This is a genomic window from Massiliimicrobium timonense (assembly GCF_042850985.1).
Classification (GTDB): domain Bacteria; phylum Bacillota_I; class Bacilli_A; order Erysipelotrichales; family Coprobacillaceae; genus Allocoprobacillus.
Genome location: NZ_AP031415.1, coordinates 1,256,996 through 1,283,249, shown reverse-complemented (window position 1 = coordinate 1,283,249; position 26,254 = coordinate 1,256,996). Strand labels below are relative to the sequence as shown.

Sequence of the window (26,254 nt, the reverse complement as noted above, 5' to 3'; positions counted from 1 at the left end):
TGATATCACCCCTTTAAATGATACGCTTCACCTGGTGCCAAGACATAAATTCTTTCTGGATTAATGATATGCTGATATAAATCTTGGGGATTGCCATTAAATGGTGTCATGTCAGGAGCATCAACACTACCCCAATGAATGCAGATCAAATCAGCATGAGGATAAGTATTTGCTAGTTGAATGGCTCCTTTCAAAGTGATATGCCAGTCATTATCAGCAAAATCAAATAAGATGACATCAGGTTGAGGCATATGCAAATGTTTATCTAATAGACGTGAATCACCGGGTAACCAGATTGTTCCATCCGGTGTTTCCATCCAATAACCACAGTAATCTTTTTCTTCCCAATAACGATATTGCCATTTTGATGAACCATTTTGCCAATTATGCCAAGCCGGTGTCAATTGAACAGATATATTATGAAGTTGAAAACAATCATTGATATCATGTTTTTCTGTTTTCAATCCTTCTTCATTCATCACATCTGCGACATAATTAGGAGCATAGTATTGTGAGCAGACATCCTTTAAATGATGACATGTTGGTCTTGAAAAATGATCATTATCGATATGGGTAATCAAAATACCATCTAATTTTTCTATATTTTGAGGTAAAATCGGCACTTGATACAATAAAGGGATATCAAAACCTTCTAAAACTGGATCAATCATGATATTGGTCTGATGACTATGAACCATGATTCCAGCTCCCCCTAACCAATATATTCTTGTTTTGTGATCAGATAAAAAATCTTGTTTTATAATTGGTTGACTTTGTGGAGCAACAGCTTGTCCTTTATCATTAATAACTATTTCTCTCATAAAAAAATCTCCTTTCTTTTCTGCTTTTATTTTAGCCTAAAAGATAGGAGATTCCCATTTATAAATTTTTCATTTTGTCCAAAAATGGACATTTTTTATTTTTTGTCTATTTTCTGATAAGGACTTCCTAAATAATTTTCACTTGAATGAAACAATTTGTCCATACCTAAACCTCTCATTTGAACAATCATATCAACAATTTCTTCACATGGCACAGGCATATTAGAAAGAATCCAAGACAATGTCATACTGCTTGAAGCATTAGCATGATAGATTGTCGCAAACTTTAAATCATCTGGCATAGGATCTGAACCATAGAGATTTTGATGCCACTTTAAATCAAACTGCTGACAATGTTCCACAATATAATCTTTTAAACAGTTTTGTCCTTCTATTTGACAAGCCTGTTTCATAAATTTATGATATTTTTTGATATTTTGAAAAGTCTGTAATAATGATTCATAAAAATCAATATCCATATGGTGTTCATCAAAATTAGGAACGATATAAGTATCATAAATATAACAGATCAAATCATTCTTATCTTTAAAATGATTATAAAAAGTCTGTCTGCTCACACCTGTTTCTTTTAATAACTGAGAAACTGTTATTGATTGCAAAGATTGTTTCTGACAAAGATTTAATAAGGCATTCGCCAATATCTTTTTGACATCAATAGACATAAAATAACTCTATTTTAAACAATCAAATAATCAAATCTTTCAATCTTCTCAGTTTCAGCTACCATTAAGAAATGATCATTCATACGTAAAACATATTCCGGATTGACAGATAATTCAATCTTTTGTGTTTCCATATCACGTTGACCTAAAATATTAATACCATATTTCTTTCTTAAGTCCAAAGAAGATAATGTATGACCAACCCATGCTTGAGGGACTTTCATTTCCACAAGACTATAATTTTCATCAAGTTCTACTAAATCTGTAATATTCTTTCTCAATAGTGTACGAGCAACTCTTTCACCCATTTCCTTTTCTGGACGAATAATACGATCAGCTCCAATTTTCTCTAAAATGGCTTTAAATGTTTTATTCTTAGCCTTTGCAATGATATAAGGAATACCAATTTCTTTAAGATTTAAAACACCTAAAAGACTTTCTTCCAAATGATTACCAATAGCGACAATTCCGACATCAAATTCTTCAAGACCTAAATCAACCAAAAACTGTTTATCAGTAATATCACCAATGACAGCCTTTGTGGCAAATTCAGATACTCTTTGTACACATTCAGGGCATTTATCTACAGCAACAACTTCACACCCATATTGAGATAATGTTTTGGTAATTGTTGAACCAAATACACCTAATCCTAAAACAACAATCTGTTTACTTTGCATTTTTCTATCCTATAAGAACATCAGCTGTTGGATACATGATGTCCTGTCCTTTCTTTTGTTTATATTTTTTTGCGAAAACAAATACCATTGTCAATGGACCAATACGTCCAATATACATTAATATAATAATGACAATTTTTCCCAACACTGTCAATGTTGGTGTTAATGAAGCCGATAAGCCAACTGTACCAAAGGCTGAAAAGACTTCAAAAATCAAATCAATAAAATCTGCACCTTCATTCATTGACAAAATAAATAATCCTAATGTACATATAAAGAAACTCAATATAGCAATCGTCAATGAACGTTTGACAACCTGATCATCAACACGACGTTTAAACATAGATACAGTTTCATAACCATTCTGCAATGAGAAAATATACATCAATGAAATGACTAATGTCACCGTTTTAATCCCTCCAGCTGTTCCAGCAGGAGAACCACCAATAAACATCAATATTGACATAAATAATTTTGTTGAATCATGCAATGCTGCCATATCTACTGAAGCAAAACCTGCAGTTCTTGTCGTTGTTGACTGGAAGAAACTAGCAAGAACTTTATCACCAAATGATAGTGAACCAATCGTACCAGGATTATTATATTCCAAAAGCAAGATAACAAGTGTTCCCCCCAATAACAATGATACAGTTGCAGTTAAAACAACTTTTGTATGCAATGATAATGAAGAAAAGAATGTTTTTAGCTTAAAGAATTTAAAATTTTCTTTATAATGGCGCCATGACATTCTTAAATCAATCCATACAACAAAACCAAGACCACCGGCAATAATTAAACCAGCAATTGTAAGATTGACAAGAATATTGGTTTGATAAGGTATCAATGAATTAGGCCCAATTACATCAAATCCAGCATTACAAAAGGCTGAAATAGAATGCCATAATCCATAATATAATCCTTTAACAACACCAAATTCTGGCACAAAGACAAAACTTAATAATACTGCCCCCATTAATTCAAAGAAAGCCGTATATTTAATAACTCTTTTGATATAAATACCAATCGCTGCCATTGAATTTTGATTCAATGCTTCCTGCATAATAATCTTATTTGTATATGTTAATCGCTTTCTTAAAGCATAGATAAACATATTCAATAATGTCAGGAATCCTAAACCACCTATTTGAATCAATAAGATAATGACTAATTGTCCAATCAATGTATATTGATCAGCCACAACAACAGGTACAAGACCAGTCACGCAAGTTGCTGATGTTGCTATAAACAAATGATCAATATACGGAGCAATTGTTCCCTGATTAGAAAATGGACATGCCAATAAAAGTGAACCTATCAATATCACCATAAAAAAACTAAAGGCAATACGTCGCATAGGTGAAAAGGATTTCTTTTTCTTTGATTTATGAAAATCTACCGTTTCCATATTTTTCCTCCACACATGTTTTATAATATTTTTACAAAATGATGATTATATCATCTATTATATCACTATCTCTCTAGCAGACAACTCCTTTCAGATCTGTCTATAAAAAACAGATTCTTTTAAAAGAATCTGTCGATAGATTATTTTATAAGGATAAAATAAAACACATCGAATAAATAAAGCATATTTGCTTTATGACAGACTCCACCACTTATTCGAGAACCATTTTAACACACCTAACTTTTTTGTCAATATATACAATGTCTTTTCTCTTATTTTGTCAGGAGAACAATATTTTCAATATGAAAGCTTTGCGGGAACATATCCACAGGCTGACACTTTTTCACATGATAATCATGTTGCTGTAAAATATCAATATCTCTTGCCTGTGTCGCAACATCACAAGAAATATAAACAATTTTATCCGGTGATAAAGTTAACAGCTGATTTAAAAATAAAGTCGAACATCCTTTTCTTGGAGGATCCACTACCACAACATCAACATGTTGATGTGATTTTGCAAATGAAACCATAAATTCCCCTGCATCTTGACAATAAAATTCTATATTATCAACACCATTTCTTTTCGCATTATCTTTAGCATCCTCTATTGCCTGTTCGACAATTTCTACACCATAAACTTTTTTAACATATTGAGCCAGTGATAAAGAAATAGTACCAATACCACAATAGGCATCAATAACAATATCTGTTGGTTTCAATTGAGCAAATTCAATTGCTTTTTGATAAAGGACTTCAACTTGTTGAGGGTTAATCTGATAAAAAGATTTTAATGAAATACGATATGTATGCCCTAATAGACGATCTTCAATATAACCCTTTCCATCAAGAATCATTTCTTCTTCTCCTAAAATGACATTATCATGACGTGGATTATAGTTTTGAATAATCGTTTGAAGTTGAGGAAAACGTTTTTTCAATTGTTGAACCAGATAATCTTTTTGACAAAGCGAACGTTGATAAGTAATCAAAACCAGCATCGCCTGATTTGTATAATAGCCATACTTCACAAGAATATGCTTAATATTTCCTTGATGAGTTACCTTATCAAATGGTTTTTCGCCCACTTCTTCTAGTAATTTTCTCGTATAAGGTATCAGCTGATTAGACAGCTCATTTTGAATAAAACACTGGTCCATTGCGACAATATCATTACTATGTTGTTTATAGAACCCTGTGATAAGATGTCCATTACGCTCTCCGACAGGAACTTGCACCTTATTACGATAAAACCATCCCTCTTGCATCATTAAACAAGGTTCTACCTGAGTATCGCAATGTCCAATTTTAGCTAAGGTATCTTGCACTCTTTTGGTTTTAAACTGTTGTTGTGCCAAAGGATTAAGATGCTGTAAATGACATCCTCCACATTGCTTAAAAAGCGGACATCTGGCTTCCTGTCGAAAAGGACTTGACTGTTCAAGTTCAATCAAACGTCCTACTGCATATCTTTTTAAAACCTTAATAATTTTTACTTTCCCTACTTCATCTATCAACATGTTTTTTACAAACACAGGTAATCCTTCATGTTTTACAATCCCTAAACCATCGTGTGTATAATCAACGCACTTTGCTTTAATATATTCATTTTTTTGCATCTTACATCCTCCCATAAAAAAACGAGCTATGCTCGTTTTATTCATCTGTTAAAGTTTCTTGAGCACGTTTTGCACTTTCTTCATCTCTAACAGAAGCTAAAGTATAAGAAAAATCATCATTTTGAATATTCTTTGTTCCATAAATTGGAAAATCATCACTTTGAGCAGATGTCATAAAAACATTGACTTCATACTGAGTGACTCCATCAATCGTTCCAAACAGATCACTATATGTCTTGCCATCCTCTTTTTCTCTGCCCACAATATCATCAAGTGTCTGAACTGTTTCTTCAGCAATATTTTCTGCTTTTTTGGCACTCATATTGTCCTTAAAAACAATATCCACTTTTAATTGTCGACATTCTGTAGATAAAGTCATGGATTCAATGTCATCATATTTTTCTTCCATTGTCGATACAGTTGCATCTCTGGCATCTTTAGAAATACTTACCATGCCTTCACAGCGATTCCCATAGACAGGTCCATCATGCAATGATAAAACTGCTATATAAACAATAAACGCAATTGCTAAAGCACCAAATAAAATCAATAAATAGTGCCACCATTTCATTACAAATCTTTTTTTCTTTTTTTTCATTGGTTCATCTTCCTTGTCATCTTCTTCATCTATTGAAATATAAGGTGCACCTTCTTTTTTGTTTTCTAATTCATCTAGATATGATGAAGAATAATCTTCTTCCAATTCATCTTCATCATCAAAATGAAATTGTTTTGCCATCATTATTCACCTACTTTTTTTCTATTGTATCAAAATTCATGACCAATGTATAGAACATTATGCTTTTCTTTTTTTCAGTAAACATTTCAAAAGTTCATTGGTCTTTTGAGGATTGGCTTGTCCTTTTGTCTTTTTCATAACCTGTCCTACAAAAAAACCACAGATTTGATGTTTTCCAGCATAATATTCAGCCACCTGCTGAGGATAATCATGAAGGACTTCTTCAATATATTGCATCAAAAGATGTTCATCACTGACTTGTTGAATATGATAAGCTTCCATAATAACATGGGGACTTTTCTTTTCAATCATCATGAATTCTAAAATTTGTTTCGTCTGTTTTGAAGAAATCTCTTTCCTTTCTAACATATGCATCAATTCAGCAAAATCCTGTACTGATAATAATTCAAATATATTCCTTTGATATTGATGCATATAAGCTCTAACATCACCAATTAACCAATGACAAATAGTCTGATAATAAGGATAAATATTAACGACCTGATCGTAGAAATCTGATAAGTTCTGATCAGATAATAATATCATTGTATCTTGAAAAGACAACTGATATTGTTTTTGATAACGTTGTTTTCTTTGATCGGGTAACTGAGGTAATCGTTCTATAATTGATTGAATCCATTGCCAATCCAGACAAACAGGTAAAATATTAGGTTCTGGATAATAACGATAATCCAGTAACGATTGTTTTTCACGCATCACCACTGTTGTCTGTGTTTTTTCATCAAAACGACGTGTCTGTCTGGCAACAGGAAGACGTTGCTGTAATAAATGAGATTGACGTTGAATTTCATAATCAATAGCTTTTTGAATATTTGCAAAAGAATTAAGATTTTTGATTTCCACCTTTTCACCCAGTGTTGAACTATGAGGCTGACGCAAAGAAATGTTAATATCACAGCGCATTGATCCTTGAGCCATAATCGCATCACTGACACCTGTATATATCAAAATCAATCGTAAGGCTTCCAGATAGGCAACAACCTGTTGACTTGTATGCAGTTGTGGTTTTGTGACAATTTCTATTAAAGGAATACCAGCACGATTATAATCAATGAGTGTATTATTTTCACTATGCGTCATTTTGGCTGTATCTTCCTCTAAATGAACACGCTCAATAGGAATTTTAAATGTTTCTCCTTCAACTTCAATGTCAAGATAGCCATTTTTCCCGATTGGGTGATCATACTGCGTGATTTGAAAACCTTTAGGCAAATCAGCATAATAATAATTTTTTCGATCAAAACGGAGCAGATTATCAATATCCATATGTAATGCATGACAAACACGAATAGCCATTTCTACAGCCTTTTTATTGACTGATGGTAAAGTACCCGGCATAGCCAGATCAATAACATGCACTTGCGTATTGGGTGGACTGCCAAATGTCACAGGTGCCATAGAAAACATCTTTGATTTTGTTTTCAATTCACAGTGAACTTCAATACCAATCACAGCTTCAAACATCATCTCGTTCTCCTTTAGCATATTGTTGACAATAAGGCATCATACTTTCTAAAGCATAGGCACAATTCAAAACTGTCTGTTCATCAAAACAACGCCCCATTAAATTGACAGCAACTGGCATATCATCAACAAAACCACAAGGCAAAGTTAAACTAGGGAGCCCTGCCAGATTGGCTATAATTAAGTAATCATCCACTAATGTATGAGATTGTGACTGGGCTTCTTCAATCAATGGAGCAATCCCTTCACCACTGGGGACAATCACAATATCATATGTCTGTAATATGTTTTGAATTTCTTCCACAATTAATCTACGTACTTTTTGTGCTTTTTGAAACATTCTTTTTTGATTTTCCTGTTTTAAAGCCAATGCCCCTAAAATAAAACGCTGTTGGATACTTTGATGAAAACCTTGTGAACGTGTGTGAATAACCATTTCTTCTAAGTTTTGTCCTTGACTTTGAAAACCATATTTAATGCCATCAAGACAGGCATGATGGCTTGTGGCTTCCCCATTCGCAATAATTTGATAAACCGGGAAAATAGCTTCAAGATATGTCTGGGAAAATGAAATCTCATGCACTAAGGCTCCAGCATTTTTTAAAAGTGAAACACAATTTTGAAAAAGTGTCTGAATTCTATGATCTTTGAGTTTATCAACAACATTTTGTATAACAGCAACTTTAAGATAGGAAATATCTAAAGATAAATTATATCTATAATGTGGGACTGGCAAACGGCTGGAAGTCATATCATGAAAATCATGACCTGCAATTTTTTCTAAAACAATACTTAAATCTTGAACACTTCTCGTTAAAACACCAACCGTATCTAAACTGGCAGCGTAAGGAATAATCCCATAACGTGAAATCAGTCCCCATGTTGGTTTCATGCCGACCACTCCACAAAATCCTGCTGGACGACGAATAGAATCTCCTGTATCCGTTCCTAATGCAAAAGTCACAAGTCCACTGGCAACAAGGGAAGCTGAACCACCTGAAGACCCACCAGCAATTCGTCTTGTATCCCACGGATTATATACCGGACCTGTTAATGCAGTCATATTGGTTGAACCCATTGACAGTTCATCCATTGAAGCTTTTCCAATCAGACAAGCATTTTCTTGTTTTAAAAGCTGCACAACATGTGCATCATAAACAGGAATAAAATCCTCCAACATACGACTGGATGCTGTTGTTGGAATTTGACATGTACAAATATTGTCTTTTAAAACATAGGGAACTCCTGTTAAAAACGAATCAGACGATAGATTTTGAGGTGGATTTTGAAAACAAATCGTTGTCAAAGCATTTAAACGTTTTTGTTGAAAATAAGTTTCTTTTTGTAATTGTTGATAATAAAGAGAAACATCAATTGTCCCATTAACAAGTCCGTCATGCCATTCTTCAATACTATAGACTTTCATCATTCCACCACCTTAAAAACCAATATCTGATTTTCTGTTGTGTTTTTTGCATTTTTCAATATATCTTGAACATCAAAGACTTCTTGAACCTCATCTTCCCTTAATTCATGAATTTCTATATCAAAAGGAAAAACTAAAGGTTCTACACCTTCAGTTTGTATTTTTTCTAAACATGCAACCTGTTCAAGAAAGGTATGATAGACTTGAAGTAAAGAGGGCATATCTTCATCAGGAACAGACAGTCTAACATCTTTGGCTAATTGTTTTAATAATTTTTCTTCATTCATAACTGTTCCTCTAGTATAGAAACGAACTCTTGACATCTTGTCCAGCATCTTTAACAATGACAGTCATCAGTTCATCTTGTGAATAGACCAGCACTTTAATGTCAAACTCAGATGAAAAACGAGTATCAATCCCATCAGCAATAATGGAAGATAAATACATTAATTCAGTTGCTGTTTTCACATTTAAATGAGCTTCAATCACCATTGATTGAATCTTGTTATCTTGATATCTTGCTGTTCCAACAAGTCCAGCGGCTTCTGTTGCTGCTTCCTTTAAATTGTTTTTAATAATATCAAATTCATTAGATGTTGTCGCATCCAATTCTTTGGCTCTAGCACTTGTAAAAAGGACGGTTTCAAAATTTACCTGTTCATTTTTACCATAAGAATCATCACAATAATTCTTTAAGATATAATGACCATCTACGGTACTTTCTGTTAAATCCGTTGCCTGATAAATTGTAATCAAAACAGGCAAATCTTTTAACTTTTCAAAATCTTCATGAGATTGAATAATGTTGTATAATTTTTCACTACAATCATATCCATAATTTAAAATAGACTGATTATCCATTGGTGTATCTAAACGTGCATTATTTTTATCACGAGGATCAAGAACAATCACAAATGAAGCACCAGCTAAGGTATACTTATCACCAGATTTTTCCCAGAAATCCTGTTCCATAATGCTTTGAACCATTGTTGGATCTGGAATATCTGCAATTGTTGTTCCAGAAGATGGCTGTAAAGAATTGTCCCCATCCCTTCCAACCATTTCCTGTTTTAAGGCCAGTTTTAAGTATTGACCTTCACTCATATAATAATCTGATGTTGAAAAATACTGTGATGAAAGAATCTGTAAACCTCGACCAATCGAAGTAAAATCTGATGTTGAACCATAATCGACATAAAAATCTTCTCTTAACTGACTATCTTCAAATTTAACAATATTATAGTAAGTATCATCAAAAGAATCCATTGATGCCGTATTATTCGTTGTTTCTTCTTCAACTGTATTTTGTGAAGATTGACATCCCACCAACAACAATAACGCTAAACAAAGACATATCCATTTTCTCATAGATTCACCTCCTCTTGAAATTGAGCTTCACTTAAAACAGTGACTCCAAGTTCTCTTGCTTTTTCCAGTTTACTTCCAGCATCACGACCACAGATCAGATAATCTGTTTTTTTCGATACACTCCCTGTCACATTCGCTCCTAATCTTGCAAGATATTCTTTAATTTCTTTACGTGTCATTAATTCTAAAGTTCCTGTTACACAAACCGTTCTTCCATTAAAGATACTTTCTTGCAGTAATGAAGTATCTTTTAAATAAGTCATATTTAACCCAATCGCTTTTAAATGTTCTAATAAAGTCATTGATTGAGGTTGACTTCTAAAACGATTCAAAGATTGAACAAGGGTTTCACCAACATCTCGCATAGAAAGTAATTTTGCTGTAGAAGCACTCAATAAAGCATCCATACTTTTAAATTCTTTTGATAAATTGTCAGCCATTTTGGCACCAATACCTTTAATTCCTAAACCAAATAATAATTTTTCCATTGAATTACCTTTACTTTTTTCAATCGCTTCTAATAAATTATCCATTGATTTACGTCCAAAACCTTCAATATCAATAATTTCCTGTTCATGACGAGATAAACTATAAATATCTTCAATCGAACGAACAAACCCTAAATTATAAAATTGTTCAATAATTTTTTCACCTAAACCTTCAATATTCATTGCATCACGTGATGCAAAATGAATAATACGTTCAATCTTTTTAGAATCACAATGTTCATTCAAACAATAATATGCGGCTTCGTTATCCTTTCTAACCAAAGGAGAACCACAATATGGACAGACATCAATCATCTGAAACTTCTTTTCACTTCCATCACGTCTTTCCTTTAAAGAACGTACAACTTCTGGAATGACATCTCCTGCTTTACGAATAACCACATAATCTCCAACACGAATATCTTTTGATACAACATTATCTTCATTGTGTAATGTTGCACGTTGAACCGTACTTCCTGCGACACGTACAGGTTCTAATACGGCATTGGGTGTAATCTGTCCTGTTCTACCAATTGTAAAAACAATATCTTTTAATTTTGTAATGACTTCTTCAGCAGGAAATTTATAGGCAATTGCCCATTTAGGAACTTTTGCAGTATAGCCTAAACGTTCCTGCCAATCCAGACGATTCACTTTAATCACAATTCCATCAATTTCATAAGGTAGTGATTGTCTTTTTTCTGTCATTTCCATAATAAATTGCCAGACTTCTTGAATATTTGCACAGACACGTGTCATTGGATTCGTCTTAAATCCTAGCTGTTTAATATAATCCAACGCCTCTTTATGTGTCTGACATCCTACTTCACTGGCTGTTGGAACCATATATAAGAAAGCATCTAACCCACGTTTTGCAGCAATACGAGAATCAAGCTGTCTGACACTACCTGCTGCTGCATTACGAGGATTCGCAAACAAAGGTTCTCCCGCCTCTTTTCTTTGTTGGTTCAGTTGTTCAAAAGATTTTTTAGGCATATATATTTCTCCACGCACTTCAAAATCTCCCTGATAATCAATAGAAAGAGGAATGGATTTAATTGTCTTTACATTATGCGTAATATCTTCTCCTACTGTTCCATCACCACGCGTGGCTCCATAACTTAATTGCCCTTGAGCATAAACGAGTGATACTGCCAATCCATCTATTTTTAACTCACAGACATACTCAACTTGAGGATAGACTTCACGAATACGATCATCAAATTCTCTCAATTCATCTTCATTAAATATATTTCCAAGTGAAAGCATCATTCTTTGATGCGTCACTTTTTGAAAACCATCTAAGACTTCACCACCAACACGTTGACTTGGTGAATCCGCTGTGATCCATTCTGGATGTTTCGCTTCAATACTTTGTAGTTCCTGCATTAAACGATCATATTCTTGATCAGATACAGTTGGATTATCTAAAACATAATATTGATAATTATATTCATTTAATAATTTCTTGATTTCATTCAATCTTTCTAATGTCATTTTTGCACACTCCATTCACTTGCTCATTATATCAAAAAAAGATGATGAATCAAATAAAAACATCAAAATTCATCACCCAAATTCAACCTTATTTTCCCATGATTTTTAAGACGATAAACGTCTTAATGCTTTATGCTGTGACATCAATGTTTTGATACCATAAGGCATTGAAAAAGCAATATCCAAAGTATTTCCCTGCACCTTCACAACAACTCCTTTGCCAAATACATCATGTTCTACCAGATCACCTTTTTTCCAGTCATAAATTTCATTATCCCCTATCATTTCATCAACAGTTGGTCCCAGATGAACAAACTGTTTTGTCTTAAAAGGAGAAGGTTTTCCAATATGTTCCACATGATCTGTTCCAATCTCATCAATAAACTGTGAGGCCATCTTTGGCGAATTGGTCATATAATTAAAACCTTGACTATCTGTTAAATACAAACGTTTTTTAGCACGGGTAAAAGCCACATAAGCCAGACGACGTTCTTCCTCCATGCCATCTTCCCCTTCTTCAGAAACACTTCTAAAACTTGGAAAGACATCCTGTGATAAACCAACGACAAAAACATAATTAAATTCTAGACCTTTAGCCATATGAATACTCATCAAAGAAACATATTCATCATGACCCATATCATCTTGAGAAGTATATAAGGCAATATCCTGTAAATAACTTTCAAAAGTTGCACTATCAGGATGTGTTTTCATATATCCAGCAACGGAATTTTTTAACTCCATAATATTTTGAATACGATTTTCATCATCGTCATTTCTTAACATTTGGAAATATCCAACATCTCTTAAAAGATGTTCAAAAACATCACCTAATGGTTCACGTGATTGTCGGGCCTTTTCAATTGCTTGTACAAAGGTACTGACAGCTTTTTTTGCTTTTCCTTTTAAACCAATCTCATCACTATATAAACAAACAGCTTCATAACAGCTTATACCATATTCAATAGCCTTTAATTGTATTTTTTCAATTGTTTTTTGCCCAATCCCACGACTTGGTACATTAATAATACGTTCAAAAGACAAATCATCCATAGATACCATTAAACGCAAATAACTTAAAGCATCTTTAATTTCCTTACGATTAAAAAATTTTAATCCACCAAAGATTTTATAATCAATCTGATGTTGAATCAATTTCTGTTCAAATGGACGAGATAAATAGTTGGCACGATATAAAATCGCAAAATCGTGATAATTGACTCCTTCTACATGATGAATAATATCTTCAATGGTCTGACAGACAAATTCAGCTTCAGATTCCTCATCTAACGCTGAATAATGAACAACCTTATCACCATCTTCTAATTCAGTAAATAAATCTTTTTCTAAACGATTTTTATTTTTTCTAATTAAATTATTTGAAATATCAAGAATTGTTTTAGTAGAACGATAGTTCTGATCAAGAATAACTGTTTTAACATGAGGATAATCCTTATCAAAATTCATAATATAATTCACATCAGAACCTCTAAATGAATAAATGGTCTGATCTGGATCACCTACAACACATAATAAAGATTGTTTTGATAACATATAAATTAATTTATAATCAATATTTCCAACATCTTGAAACTCATCAACATGAATATATTGAAATTTATGTTGCCATTTCTGTAAGATTTCTGGAAATTTTTCAAAAAGTTCAACAGTCTTCAATAATAAATCATCAAAATCCAGCATAAAATGTTCTTCTTTATATTTTTCATATGCCTGATATGCCAAAGCTTTTTTAGCCTCACCTACAAAATCCCCCGCTAACTGATAGGCTTTTTGAGGTGAAATTTCAGCCATTTTACAAGCAGATATGTAATGGATACAGCTTTTGACACTCATCGCCTTGCTATCTATATTTTTTTCTTTAAAAATCTTCTTTAATAATGATTTTTGATCTTCTTCATCCATAATCACAAAATGATGTGGATAATTCAAAGCATGTATATGCTGTCTTAAAATTCTAACGCATAAAGAATGAATCGTACATAAAAGAGCGCCGGAAGCATATTCACCTAAAAGATTAACTACTCTTTCTCGCATTTCATTCGCTGCTTTATTTGTAAAAGTAATCGCTAGTATATGACGTGGTTCAATGCCCACTTCTTCAATCAAATAAGCTATGCGATATGTTAAAACACGTGTTTTCCCACTTCCTGCTCCAGCAATAATACGTAAATGTGAATCCAGATAAGTGGCAGCCTCTTTTTGTTTAGGATTTAATAATTGATCTAAGTTCATCATTCCACATCCTTTCATGTCTAAACATTATATCATAATTCATAAAAAATGAAATGAAAATATTGAACTCTCTTTCAATCAATGAAATAATAACAATGAGGTGATAAACAATGTATTTAATCATTGACATAGGTGGAACTTATATAAAATATGGCTATTATCAAAAAAGTGGAAACTGTATACAAAAAAATCAAATACCAACAATCAAAACCAGTAAAGAAGATTTTTATCAATGGATTCAAAAAATGATCATTAAAGATGTCGAAGGGATTGGTATCAGTATGCCCGGGCTGATTGACAGTTATAAAGGCTATATTCATGCTATTACACTTTTACCTTTTTTCAATCAGACTGCCTTTTGTAAAGAATTAAAAGCTTACAGTGATCTTCCAGTCACAATTCAAAATGATGCCAAATGTGCTACATTAGGTGAGATGTGGAAAGGAAGTCTAAAAAATGTGGATAATGGCTTTATGCTTGTTTTAGGCAGTGGCATTGGTGGAACTTGTCTTTTAAATGGTAAGATTTTTGAAACAAAACATCATAAAGCAGGTGAAGTTGGTTCTTTTTTAGTCCCTCAAGGTTATCAATTTTCTAATTTTGGAAGGGAATATAACGCTGTCAAACTGATTCATGAACTCAGTGAGATTTTAAATTGCCCAGATGATGGCAAGATTGTTTTTCAACATTTGCCTGAATCTTCAAAAGCAATGAAACATTTTCAAAACTATTGTCAACAATTAGCCATGATGATCTATAATCTCGATTATCTTTTAGATTTAGACGTTGTGACGATTGGTGGTGGAATCAGTCAACAGCCTTTATTTATTCAAACAATTCAAGAACAATTTCACATTTTAAGAGAACGCTATAAAGAAGATAATCATGAACCTGTCATTAAAGCCTGTCAATATCAAAACGAAGCCAATTTACTTGGGGCTTTATATACGCATATTACAAAAAAAGAAGATTAAATCTTCTTTTTAAAATAATCTCGTACATATTGCTGATCATGGGTTAACTGTTTAATTAAAGCTTCTTTAGATGAAAAAGCTTGTTCCTTACGAATCAAATCATGAAATTCAACATAAACATCATACCCATAAATGTCTTGATCAAAATCTAAAATATTAACTTCCAGAGATGCTTTTTTTAAAGCATGGAAAGTTGGATTATAACCAATATTACACATACCCAAATAAACATCTTGATTAATATAAACTTTTACAGCATAAACCCCACCACATGGCAAAAAGTAAGAATCATAATCAATATTCGCTGTTGGAAAACCTAAACCATGTCCAATATGTCGTCCATGAATGACATTACCATGAATACAATAATAGCGTCCTAATAATTCATTTAAATCTTGGACCTGTCCATTTTCAAGATGATGACGAATACGTGTTGATGAGATTTTTTCTCCTTTATAAAGCACTTCGTCAATGACACTGACATCAAAATGAGGATTGTTTTTTAATGTCTGGCTATCTCCTTTATTTTGACAGCCAAAACGAAAATCAAATCCACAAACGACATGACGAATGCCACAATTAACTAAATAATGCTTCATGAATTCCTGTGGTGATAAGGCTGCCACTGTTTTTGTAAACTCAATCACAAACAAATAATCAAAACCTCTTTTTTCTAAAATGTGCTGACGGTCTAAAATAGATGTCAGACATTTTTCTTCTTTCCATTTTCCTAAAACATATAATGGATAATGATCAAAGGTAATCAATGCTTTACAATAATTCTTTTCTTTAGCGACACGTTCTACCTCATGAACCAATGCCATATGACCAAGATGCAAACCATCAAAAAAACCAATAGCTCCAACAATCGGCTTTGATTGATAAAATTGTTCTCCTTCTTTTAAATAAATGACTTCCATTAAAATAACCCTCTTATACTTTTTAAATAGCCTGTTCCATCAGGACCATAGACAGCTAAAACTTGTCCTTCTTGATTACAGACAACAACCTGATGATCTATTTCACTTTTTATTTTCTTACCATGATAAACAATTTGAGCATCCTCAACAACATAGTGTTCAAAATGTTGAAAAGCTTCCTCTAAACTTAACATATGATAATGTCCCTGTTCAATATCTTCTAATGAAAAACAATTTTCTAATCGAAAGTGACCTGAGGCTAAACGTATCAATTTTTGCATATGTGCAGGATAACCTAATTTTTTACCAATATCTACACATAATGATCGAATATAAGTACCTTTAGAACATTGAACACGAAAAGTAATGAACTGATCATGCTGATCTAATAATTCTATATGATGAATGACAATAGAACGTGGCTGAACTTCTACTTTTTCATGATTTCTGGCATATTCATATAATTTTTTTCCGTTCACTTTAATTGCTGAATACATCGGTGGTAACTGTTCTTGCGAACCAACAAAAGATTGTAAAACAGCATCGACATGACTAACACCTTGAAATGGTTTTTGAGCAACAACTTGACCACTTGCATCATATGTATCAGTTGCCTGTCCCAGTACCAGTGTTGCCTGATATTCCTTTGTTTCACTCATCAAAAACTGTAAGGCCTTCGTTGCTTTGCCGATACATAATACCAGTACACCTGTAGCTTCTGGATCCAAAGTTCCACAATGTCCCACTTTTTTTGTATGAAAAATCTTTCTGATACGATTCACCACATCATGACTGGTCATTCCTGCTGGTTTATGAACCAGTAAGACTCCATCCATTTTCATTCCTCCTTATCACAAGATAGAAAACTGAGTCTGAAGACTCAGTTATTGAATTTCACGATAAATCTTATTTAATGTAATATCAAAAGTTGCTTCTTTACCAGCTAAATCAGCAACGTATTCCTCTGGAAAAGTGACAGTAATTGTTTTTTCTTCATTCAATTTCATACCAACGATTCCATCTTCAAAACCATCAATCATAGTATCAGAACCTAATTTTAATTCATAGTCTTCACCACTGCCACCATCAAAGACTTCACCATCTAATTTTCCAACAAAATCAATATTTACATAATCGCCATTTTGAGCCACTTTTTCTTGTGATGTTGTCTTTGTATTTTGTGATGAACATCCCATTAACAATGATACAATAAATAAACTTGAAAATAATTTTTTCATTCTGCCCTCCTATTTATGGTTAATCACATAATAGTTTTTCTTACCACGTCTAATCACAGTTGCCTGTTTTCCAAACGCATTTTCTTTTTTTACAACAAAACCAACATCCGTTATTTTTTCTCCATTGACAAGAACTGATCCTCCAGTCACAAACTGACGTGCTTCTCGATTAGATGAAGCTGCACCAACTTTAACCAATGCATTTAAAATCTGCGTATCTTCTTCCATATCAATGCTTGGAACTCCATGAAAACAAGATTTGACCTGTTCTAATGTTAAATCTTGAATTTTTCCAGAAAATAACATCTGACTGATATCCAAAGCTTCTTGATAAGCATCTGCTCCATGAATAAAAGTAATAACTTCTTTCGCAAGAGCTTTGTGTGCTTCTCTTAAATGAGGTTGTGTTTTGTTTTTTTCTTCTAATGCTTCAATTTCTTCTTTAGATAAGAAAGTTAAGAATTTTAAATAATCAATAACCTTATCATCTTCTGAATTAATAAAGAACTGATACATTTCATATGGTGATGTTTTACGACGATCTAACCAGATAGCCTGACCATTTGTCTTCCCAAATTTTGTACCATCAGATTTTGTAAGCAATGGCATTGTAAAACCGTAGGCTTCTTTTCCAGTTTTCTTACGAATCAATTCAATACCAGCCGTAATATTTCCCCATTGATCTTGTCCAGCTACTTGCATATGACAACCTTTATTTTCATATAACCAGTAAAAATCCATAGCCTGCATAATCATATAAGAAAATTCTGTATAAGTAATACCTAAATCCAATCTTCTTTTGACAATATCTTTATTTAACATATAGTTAACATTGAAATATTTTCCATATTCTCTTAAAAAATCAATAAAATTTAAATCTTTAGACCAATCATAATTATTGACAACTTCAAAACCAAATAAATCCTGTGCCTGTTTTTTAAGACAATCAAAATTATGTTGCACTTCTTCTTTTGTAATCATTGGTCGTTCAGTATCTGGTTTAGGATCACCAATCAATCCTGTCGCTCCACCAACAAGCAAGATGGGATGATGCCCTGCATCTTTTAATCTTTTACTAATCAAAAAAGATGAAAAATGACCAATATGTAAACTATCACCTGTAGGATCTGTTCCAATATAGAAAGTCATTCCTCCATTATTCAATTTTTCTTCAATATCAGGTGAACTGACATCTTTAATTAAACCACGCCATACCAATTCATCATAAATTTTCATACATATCCTCCTATCATAAAAAAAGAATTCATCACAAAGGACGAATTCTCGCGGTACCACCTTTATTTATGCCTTAGCATACACTCTTTATTGATAACGATGTTGCCACCGGCTAAACTTTGCATTTAGCTGCTCCAAAGTGTATTCATTATAAACAATGGTCTATTTCCACCAGCCATAGACTCTCTATTTCATCCATTTATAACTACTTGTCTTCTTCAACGCTTATGTATATCATATGCGATTTTTAAATCGAAGTCAACTTAAAATTTTATTTTGCATTTTGATTAATAAATTCAACAGACGTTTTAGAATAAACAATTTTTTGTGCCTGATATAAACTAAAGTAACCAGACAACACATAACAAAAAGCAATCACAATAGCCATCGCTGTTAAATATTGAATACCAAACATTTCAGCTCCAAGCATCAGACTTGTCAATGGTGAATTAATCACACAACAAAACATCCCAACAATTCCAATAGCAGCTGTTAAATGTGGGTTCATACCCAACAACAAGCCTAAAACATAGCCCAGTGTTGAACCAATGACAAAGGTAGGAACAATTTCTCCACCCTTAAAACCACAACCGATCGTAATAGCTGTAAATAATGCCTTCATGAAAAAATCATAAGGAAAAACTTCTTGATACAAAGCAGCTTCTACAACATCCATTCCTGCTCCTAGATAGCGTTGTTTAAAAAAGACGACAAGAATCATCAATAACGCTGCCCCTACTAAAACACGTATATAAGGATTATGAAAATACTGATGAAACCATTTGTGACTATAATGCATCATTAAAACAAAAAGAATGGAAAAAGTCGCAATCAATAAAGCAAAAATAACAAGCTGAAGGCATAATAATGGCGTTAACTGAAAAGGAAGATTCAATGAGTAAAACGTTGGTTGACAGCCAAAACATTGAGCAATACCAAATGAAATTAAACTGCTGCATAAACATGGGACTAAAGCAGCATAATAGAAAACACCAACACTGACAACTTCCATTGAAAAAAGTGTCGCAGTCAATGGGGTTCCAAAAAGTGCAGAAAAAACAGCACTCATCCCACACATAATTAACATCGACATTTCTCTTTGATCAGCATGAATGATTTTTCCAAAAGTTGTCGCTAAAGAACCACCAATCTGTAAAGCTGCTCCTTCTCTCCCACTTGAGCCACCAAATAGATGTGTAATAACAGTTGCTAAAAAGATTGCCGGAGCTAATAATACTGGCACATGATCTTGTTGACGGACAGATTGAATGATGGTATTGGTTCCAGGTTCATGAACAAGATGAACCAGACGATACAAATAGACAATCGCTAATCCACCTAATGGTAATCCCCAGACAATCCAAGAATGACTCGTACGAAAATCTGTCGCATAATCAATCGCAATATGAAACAAAGCCCCTACAACTCCACAAACAACGCCTAAAATCAACGCAATCCATAACCACTTACAAACAAAACATATATTCAATTTTAAATCCATAAAAAATTGTTTAACATGCATATTTATTCCCCTTTGAAAAAAACTTCTAAATAGCTTAGAAGTCTTTCTTTGTTGTGGCACGTGGCATCAATAAATGTTGAATAACCACTGCCTTATTTTCGATTTCTTCTTCATTTAAAATCTTTGTCAATAAGCGAACAGCCAAAGCTCCCATATCATAAACAGGAACATGAATAGAAGTCAATGATGGTCGACAAATTAAAGCATAGCTTGTATTCATCATACCAATAACTTCCATATCTTCTGGAATATGAATACCATTATCAATTGCAGCATTCACCACAGCCACAGCTTCTTTATCATAACTTGTAAAAACCAAATCATGGCGATGTGATTGAAAATATTCTAAAAATTGTGGGTAGCTTTTTTCATAATGCGATGATGTATGAACAACCTGTTTTTCCAAATCAAAAGTCAATTGATATTTTTGATAAGCTTCTTGGATTCCTACAATCATCTCTGCAACATTAATTAAATTCTGTTTTGGAGAAACAAATAAAATATCACTTTTCCCTTTTGCCAGATAACGATCAACAACTTCATATGCCATTTTTTTCGCATCAGCAAAAATAGAACCCATATATTTTCCTGTCACGCGTGTTCCAATGACTACAGCAGGTATTTTATATTTATTAACCAATGTAATTTCTTTATCAATTTCTTCATTATTAAACAAAATAACGCCATCTGCACGTGATTTAACAACTTTTTCAATAACTGTTTCAATAGGATTTCCATCTCCTATCTCATCTGTTGTATAAATACTGACATTATAATCTAAGCGACGACTTGTATCACCAATTCCACCAATCATATCCTTGACATGAGCAAATAATGATTGAGGAAAAACAATTGCTATTGTTGTTGTCTTGCTTGTTGCAAGACCTCTGGCAATTTGATTCGGTTTGAAATCTAAACGTTGAATAGCTTCAAGAACTTTATCACGTGTTTTCGGTTTGACAACATTAGAGCCATTAATAACACGTGAAACTGTTGCCAGAGAAACTCCTGCTTCTCTAGCAACATCATAAATTGTGACATTTTTACCCATGATTAATCTTTAATTTCTTCAATCATTTCATCTAATTTTTCTTCAACATCTTCGATTTCATCTTCAAAAGCTTCAAAATATTGATCATCTACAGATGAATCTAAAACCTTTGTTTTCACTTCCTCAAGTTTATCATTCACTTTTTTTGTTAAATCAACAACACCTTCACGAATTGTTAAATACTGATCGCTTTCTTTCACTTTATTCGCAAATTCTTCTAATTTTGCTTCCAATTCACCTAATTTATCTTTTGTCGTTGCTTTAAAAGTATCCATATCAAATTCATCTACAGATTTTTTCACTGTTTCAATTGTTTGACCTAACAATGCTTCAAGATCTTCTTTTGTCATATTCTTTAAATTATCATATGCCTTTAAAGATTCACGCTTAATATCTTCTCTTAATTCACTCCCCTTTTTAGGAGCTAACAATAAACCTGCAACAGCTCCAATCCCTAAACCAACTAAAAACTTTCCAAATTTCATTTTTATCACCTTTCTTTTCTATTTTTTTCTTCTTATCAAAGAAGTTAAAAATCCCAAAACACCAAATAACCCAGACTTCATACCACCTCTAGAAAAGATACCACCGACTAATTCTACAGGTGCATTTAACATATCCATCTTATGATTGACATCATCTAAAATATGATCAACTTTTTGTATTGTTGTTTCTAACATTGTCATTAAAACAGTCGTTTCCTTGACAGCTAAAGACATTCTGATGAACAATAGACCTAAACTCAAAAGAGCAAAAGCCCCTGATAAAATCAAAATGCAATAACAAATTAATTGTGCATCCATAAATTCTCCTTTCCGGCATTTTCCATATTATACCATAAATAACATATGATGAAAAGATAAGCCTAATGAGATTCCTTGTAAGCAATCACTTGATCTTCTAATTTATAAATATCCTTACTACTCATAAAGAGGTAAACAACATTATCATATTGACTTAATAGTTTGACTGCTTCTTCATCTTCATGAATCACTTGAGCACGCGGATTGTACTTGGCAATGTCATAAATGTCTATATCAATACCAGGTTCTTTCTTCGCGTTTTCTGGAAAATGAACAAAGAAAGGATAATCTGCTAAATCCATAGCCTGGGCAAATTCTTTAGCAAATCTCAATCCTCTTGAAAAACGATCAGGCTGGAATACTGCCACAATCTTTTTATGTGGATAACGTGAGCGTGTTGCTTCAATGACATAACGGATTGCTGTTGGATGATGAGCATAATCATCCACATAAATATTATTCCCAGAAGTTTTAACTGTATAACGACGTTTGACACCATCAAATGTTGATAAACGTTCTTGAATATAATCAGCACTCATATTTTCCAGATATCCTAAAGTAATGACAGCCAAAGAATCATATAACATATGCATTCCATAAAATGGTAAAGCAAAATGTCCAAAGAGTTCCTGATGAATATAAACATCAAAAGATAAACCATGATCATTATTAATAATATTTTTAGCGATTACATCATTTTTTTCACCTGTTCCAAATTTTAAAACACGTTTTTGATAATGGAGATGTGGTAAATGTGGATCATCACCCCAAATAATCACTGTATCTTTGACCTGATTAGCATATTGTTCAAATGATTTTTCATACTGTTCCATAGATTTAAAATAATCTACATGATCCATTTCAATATTATTGATAATTGCATAAGTTGGATAATAATGTAAAAAATGATCCTGATATTCACATGTTTCAGCAATAAAATATTTGCTATCTTCAACCGCATGTCCAGTTCCATCCCCAATTAATACAGATGTCTTATCAAATTCTTTAAACAAATGATAAGCCATCCCTGTTGTGGTGGTTTTTCCATGTGTCCCAGCAATACCAATAGAAATATACTGATCCATTAAATGTCCTAAAAAATCATAATAAGTATGTGTTTTGACATTGGGATTATTTAACGCTGCTTTCACTTCTTCATTTGTTTCATCAAAAGCATTCCCAATAATCACATCATAACCATCATGAATATTATTTTTATTAAAAGAGTAAATAGGAATTCCTCTTTTTCTCAATTCTTCTTCAATAAAAATATATTTATCAATATCACTTCCTGCCACTTCATATCCTAAATCAAATAAAATCGTCGCAAGAGAAGCCATTCCAGAACCTTTAATTCCAATAAAATAATACATACTCTTATTCACCTCATCTTTTATTCTAGCATAAATTTTAAAAAAAGTATTCTCTATCTTTTTATTTTTTTATAATTTTTCCAATTTAACACATACTAATAATGTCAATAGAAAGAAAGGAGAAATTATGAGTCACAAAAAATCTAAAAACAGACAAAAACACAATGCTTACAAAGGATATAACCAAAATCAACAAGCCAGTTATAGTGGTGAAGATGGTTTAATGAGTGAAAAATACAAAGAAAACTCAAATGCTCAAGAATAATGTAAGAAGCTATGAAATTTGATTTCATAGCTTTTTGATTGTGTTATAATAAAAACATGAGGAGTGATCACTATGCAAAGTATAATTATTGTAGATGATATGAATGAACATATCCAATACATAAAAAATATCATTCAAGATATGTCCTATTCTTTTCGTATTCAAACTTTTCATAATATTCAAGCATTTCAATCACAAATCCAGCAATTTGATGATGATGCCATTATCATCATGGATATTTTATTAGGACAAAATGATGGTATTGAACTGGCGAAACAGCTCAATCAATTACAACGCCATTTTCAAATTATTTTTGTGAGTAGTTATCTTGAAAAAGCAACCCTTGTTTATGATACAAAACATTGTTATTTTGTTTATAAACCAGAAGCTACCCAAAGATTACCAATGGCTATTTTAAAAGCTATGCAAAATATTCAAAATGAAAAACGTGTGCTTGTGATTGATTTAAAAGATGGTACAACATGTATTTTATTAAAAGATATTCTTTATATCGAAAGAATTCAGCGTTATTCTTATATCCATACACCTTATGAAGTCATCAAAACATCATTGAAAATCAAAGACCTATTACAACAATTGACACTCCCTTTTATTCGTACGCATAATAGCTACATTATCAATGCTCAATATGTCAAAGAATTAAAAAGAATACATGTTATTCTCCAAAATCAACAATCCATTCCAATCAGTCGAGCATATCAAGAACATCTAAAACAACAATTTCATCTCTTTTTAATGCAACAGCTTTAATATGAGTTCACTTGATATTCTTCGTACATGTTCTTATGCTCTTAACTGGTTGCTTTATTTTTATCTTGTTCATCATATTTTTCCTAAAAAACTCAATTCTATGCATATCATGCTTATTATTTGTATGACAATTATTGGGTCTTTGATTTCGTCTAATCTATTCTATTTAAATTTCATTTATAAAAACATTGTTTCATTAATCATCTTTATTTCTACTTGTTATATCATATATCATAAACCATTAAAACGTCTATTAATGATCTATATCTATAACTTTATTTTATCCATCATTGGAGAAGCATTGATAGCTCCTATATTCATTGATTCCAATCTTTCATTGTCCTCATGGTCCCTCGCTTTTACTATGCAAAACTTATTTTTCTTTATTGAAATTAAAATATTTCTTATCTTTTATCACAAAAAGATTCACAATCTTTTAACAGAGCATTTTTCATACTTACTGATTATTTCTTTACTTATTTTATTTTCTGTCTTTACATGTATTTTTATGAATATGCATTATATTAAATATATCTCTCTTGCGCTGTCACAAATTAATATGATTATTTTCATTTCTTTTATTATCATGTTGATTCTTTTTGTTCTATCTATCATCAAGCTTCAAAAGATATATATTGAACTCAAAAATAAATGGCTCATTCAAAGCCTTTTAGATGAATACCAAAAACAATGTTTTGAAACAACCAAACATCAACAACAATTAGAATATCAGCGATTACGCCATGATATTATCAATTATATTGAAACTTATCAAAGGCTTTATAAAAAGGATGATTCATATGAAAATATACAAAAATAAAAAATACATTATTCCTTTCTTTATCTTTAATGAATGTCTGATTATCATTATGATGCTTTCTTTACTCTTACAATCAACCTATTCCGTATTTCTTTTTATCATGATTATCTTTTTCAATGTTGTTTCCTTTTATATCTATCTTAAAATATATACATATATCCAAGAAACAGCTTTAATGGATGCTCAAAAAATCCTTTATGAAAAACAATTTCAAATCCAACGTGAACATGAATCCATCCAAAAAGAAAATCACCGTTTCATGAAAAAAATATCCCAAGATATTTTTCAACAACTCCAAAATCAATCCTTAGAAACCATTCCTCCAAAAGAAATGAGAAGTTTTGCTGAAAAACTCATGCACCAGCATACTAATCTCTATCAAAATCATTATTGTGAAAATCAAATCATTGATGCCATATTGTACAATAAATCTATTATTGCAAGAGAATATGATATTCCCTTCCACATCCACGTTTATGTTCCTCAACAGTTATCCATTGAACCGATTGATCTCATTTCTTTATATACCAATTTATTAGATAACGCTATTGAAGCATCACTCTTATTAGATAAAGAAAAAAGATTCATTGAAATTCATTCTCATTGTTATAATGACTATCTGATCATTCAAATATCTAATCATTATCAACAATCATCATCACATTTTCTAACAACTAAAAAGAATAAACAAGAACATGGATTAGGTTTACAAATCGTCCAACAAGTTCTCAATAAATATCATGGTATGATGGATATTCAATCTCATAATCAAACATTACAAATCAACATAACATTAAAAGCTATTCTCATTGAATAG

At 32.2% G+C, this 26,254-nt stretch carries 26 protein-coding genes and 1 other annotated feature; of the genes, 5 read left to right on the top strand and 21 right to left on the bottom strand.

The window, feature by feature from the left end; genetic code table 11:
- Positions 1-5 precede the first annotated feature (5 nt).
- From ACGHJ8_RS06695 to ACGHJ8_RS06640, 12 genes are all read right to left on the bottom strand, one after another.
- Positions 6-821 (bottom strand): MBL fold metallo-hydrolase, encoded by an 816-nt coding sequence (locus tag ACGHJ8_RS06695; RefSeq protein WP_211964744.1) that lies wholly within the window; start codon positions 819-821, stop codon positions 6-8.
- Between the two features lie 95 nt (positions 822-916).
- Entirely contained in the window at positions 917-1,504 is a 588-nt protein-coding gene (locus ACGHJ8_RS06690; RefSeq protein ID WP_211964746.1) for a TetR/AcrR family transcriptional regulator C-terminal domain-containing protein, read from the bottom strand.
- 14 nt (positions 1,505-1,518) lie between these two features.
- Positions 1,519-2,184 (bottom strand): TrkA family potassium uptake protein, encoded by a 666-nt coding sequence (locus ACGHJ8_RS06685; RefSeq protein ID WP_087356813.1) that lies wholly within the window; start codon positions 2,182-2,184, stop codon positions 1,519-1,521.
- Positions 2,185-2,188: 4 nt separating this feature from the next.
- Positions 2,189-3,589 (bottom strand): TrkH family potassium uptake protein, encoded by a 1,401-nt coding sequence (locus ACGHJ8_RS06680; protein WP_211964748.1) that lies wholly within the window; start codon positions 3,587-3,589, stop codon positions 2,189-2,191.
- Positions 3,590-3,861: 272 nt separating this feature from the next.
- Complete coding sequence (gene rlmD, locus ACGHJ8_RS06675) at positions 3,862-5,208, bottom strand: 23S rRNA (uracil(1939)-C(5))-methyltransferase RlmD (protein WP_390542348.1); 1,347 nt, start codon at positions 5,206-5,208, stop codon at positions 3,862-3,864.
- Positions 5,209-5,245: 37 nt separating this feature from the next.
- On the bottom strand, positions 5,246-5,947 hold the full coding sequence (locus ACGHJ8_RS06670; RefSeq protein ID WP_087357847.1) for a hypothetical protein: 702 nt from the start codon (positions 5,945-5,947) through the stop codon (positions 5,246-5,248).
- Positions 5,948-6,004: 57 nt separating this feature from the next.
- Positions 6,005-7,432, bottom strand: coding sequence for an Asp-tRNA(Asn)/Glu-tRNA(Gln) amidotransferase subunit GatB (gene gatB / locus ACGHJ8_RS06665; RefSeq protein WP_390542345.1), 1,428 nt, complete (start codon positions 7,430-7,432; stop codon positions 6,005-6,007).
- A complete protein-coding gene (locus ACGHJ8_RS06660) occupies positions 7,425-8,861 on the bottom strand; it encodes an amidase family protein (protein ID WP_390542343.1) in 1,437 nt (478 codons plus the stop codon). Before ACGHJ8_RS06660 ends, gatB begins: the two co-directional genes overlap by 8 nt.
- Positions 8,858-9,145 carry an Asp-tRNA(Asn)/Glu-tRNA(Gln) amidotransferase subunit GatC gene (gene gatC / locus ACGHJ8_RS06655; RefSeq protein WP_390542341.1) on the bottom strand — a complete coding sequence of 96 codons (288 nt, stop codon included), beginning with the start codon at positions 9,143-9,145 and terminating at the stop codon, positions 8,858-8,860. Before gatC ends, ACGHJ8_RS06660 begins: the two co-directional genes overlap by 4 nt.
- 10 nt (positions 9,146-9,155) lie before the next feature.
- Complete coding sequence (locus ACGHJ8_RS06650; protein ID WP_205089078.1) at positions 9,156-10,226, bottom strand: CamS family sex pheromone protein; 1,071 nt, start codon at positions 10,224-10,226, stop codon at positions 9,156-9,158.
- Positions 10,223-12,211: an NAD-dependent DNA ligase LigA gene (gene ligA, locus ACGHJ8_RS06645; protein ID WP_390542338.1), complete on the bottom strand. Its 1,989-nt coding sequence runs from the start codon at positions 12,209-12,211 to the stop codon at positions 10,223-10,225. The genes ACGHJ8_RS06650 and ligA overlap by 4 nt, the downstream gene beginning before the upstream one ends.
- A gap of 105 nt (positions 12,212-12,316) precedes the next feature.
- Complete coding sequence (locus tag ACGHJ8_RS06640; protein WP_211964757.1) at positions 12,317-14,464, bottom strand: ATP-dependent helicase; 2,148 nt, start codon at positions 14,462-14,464, stop codon at positions 12,317-12,319.
- Positions 14,465-14,574: 110 nt separating this feature from the next.
- Here ACGHJ8_RS06640 and ACGHJ8_RS06635 point away from each other — a divergent pair, with 110 nt between their 5' ends.
- Positions 14,575-15,438 carry an ROK family protein gene (locus ACGHJ8_RS06635; protein WP_390542336.1) on the top strand — a complete coding sequence of 288 codons (864 nt, stop codon included), beginning with the start codon at positions 14,575-14,577 and terminating at the stop codon, positions 15,436-15,438.
- On the opposite strand, the gene ACGHJ8_RS06630 is transcribed toward ACGHJ8_RS06635, so the two are convergent.
- From ACGHJ8_RS06630 to murC, 9 genes are all read right to left on the bottom strand, one after another.
- Positions 15,435-16,358, bottom strand: coding sequence for a bifunctional riboflavin kinase/FAD synthetase (locus tag ACGHJ8_RS06630; RefSeq protein WP_390542334.1), 924 nt, complete (start codon positions 16,356-16,358; stop codon positions 15,435-15,437). The genes ACGHJ8_RS06635 and ACGHJ8_RS06630 overlap by 4 nt on opposite strands.
- Positions 16,358-17,194: a tRNA pseudouridine(55) synthase TruB gene (truB, locus tag ACGHJ8_RS06625; protein ID WP_390542332.1), complete on the bottom strand. Its 837-nt coding sequence runs from the start codon at positions 17,192-17,194 to the stop codon at positions 16,358-16,360. The genes ACGHJ8_RS06630 and truB overlap by 1 nt, the downstream gene beginning before the upstream one ends.
- A 48-nt stretch (positions 17,195-17,242) precedes the next feature.
- Positions 17,243-17,596 carry an FKBP-type peptidyl-prolyl cis-trans isomerase gene (locus ACGHJ8_RS06620; protein WP_087357857.1) on the bottom strand — a complete coding sequence of 118 codons (354 nt, stop codon included), beginning with the start codon at positions 17,594-17,596 and terminating at the stop codon, positions 17,243-17,245.
- Between the two features lie 9 nt (positions 17,597-17,605).
- Positions 17,606-18,832: a tyrosine--tRNA ligase gene (tyrS, locus tag ACGHJ8_RS06615; protein ID WP_087357858.1), complete on the bottom strand. Its 1,227-nt coding sequence runs from the start codon at positions 18,830-18,832 to the stop codon at positions 17,606-17,608.
- Between the two features lie 33 nt (positions 18,833-18,865).
- Positions 18,866-19,063: a binding site (T-box leader), on the bottom strand.
- Positions 19,064-19,103: 40 nt separating this feature from the next.
- On the bottom strand, positions 19,104-20,354 hold the full coding sequence (locus tag ACGHJ8_RS06610; RefSeq protein WP_087357859.1) for a chloride channel protein: 1,251 nt from the start codon (positions 20,352-20,354) through the stop codon (positions 19,104-19,106).
- A 34-nt stretch (positions 20,355-20,388) separates the two neighbouring features.
- Positions 20,389-21,405 (bottom strand): LacI family DNA-binding transcriptional regulator, encoded by a 1,017-nt coding sequence (locus tag ACGHJ8_RS06605; RefSeq protein WP_087357860.1) that lies wholly within the window; start codon positions 21,403-21,405, stop codon positions 20,389-20,391.
- Positions 21,406-21,407: 2 nt separating this feature from the next.
- On the bottom strand, positions 21,408-21,890 hold the full coding sequence (locus ACGHJ8_RS06600; protein ID WP_205089087.1) for a YtxH domain-containing protein: 483 nt from the start codon (positions 21,888-21,890) through the stop codon (positions 21,408-21,410).
- 18 nt (positions 21,891-21,908) lie between these two features.
- Positions 21,909-22,208 (bottom strand): hypothetical protein, encoded by a 300-nt coding sequence (locus tag ACGHJ8_RS06595; RefSeq protein WP_390542328.1) that lies wholly within the window; start codon positions 22,206-22,208, stop codon positions 21,909-21,911.
- 62 nt (positions 22,209-22,270) lie between these two features.
- Positions 22,271-23,581: a UDP-N-acetylmuramate--L-alanine ligase gene (murC, locus tag ACGHJ8_RS06590; RefSeq protein WP_390542326.1), complete on the bottom strand. Its 1,311-nt coding sequence runs from the start codon at positions 23,579-23,581 to the stop codon at positions 22,271-22,273.
- A gap of 127 nt (positions 23,582-23,708) precedes the next feature.
- Here murC and ACGHJ8_RS06585 point away from each other — a divergent pair, with 127 nt between their 5' ends.
- From ACGHJ8_RS06585 to ACGHJ8_RS06570, 4 genes are all read left to right on the top strand, one after another.
- On the top strand, positions 23,709-23,846 hold the full coding sequence (locus ACGHJ8_RS06585; protein WP_211964767.1) for a hypothetical protein: 138 nt from the start codon (positions 23,709-23,711) through the stop codon (positions 23,844-23,846).
- 72 nt (positions 23,847-23,918) lie between these two features.
- Positions 23,919-24,617: a LytTR family DNA-binding domain-containing protein gene (locus ACGHJ8_RS06580; RefSeq protein ID WP_087357864.1), complete on the top strand. Its 699-nt coding sequence runs from the start codon at positions 23,919-23,921 to the stop codon at positions 24,615-24,617.
- A gap of 1 nt (position 24,618) precedes the next feature.
- On the top strand, positions 24,619-25,437 hold the full coding sequence (locus ACGHJ8_RS06575) for a hypothetical protein (protein WP_211964768.1): 819 nt from the start codon (positions 24,619-24,621) through the stop codon (positions 25,435-25,437).
- Complete coding sequence (locus tag ACGHJ8_RS06570) at positions 25,418-26,254, top strand: ATP-binding protein (protein ID WP_390542323.1); 837 nt, start codon at positions 25,418-25,420, stop codon at positions 26,252-26,254. Before ACGHJ8_RS06575 ends, ACGHJ8_RS06570 begins: the two co-directional genes overlap by 20 nt.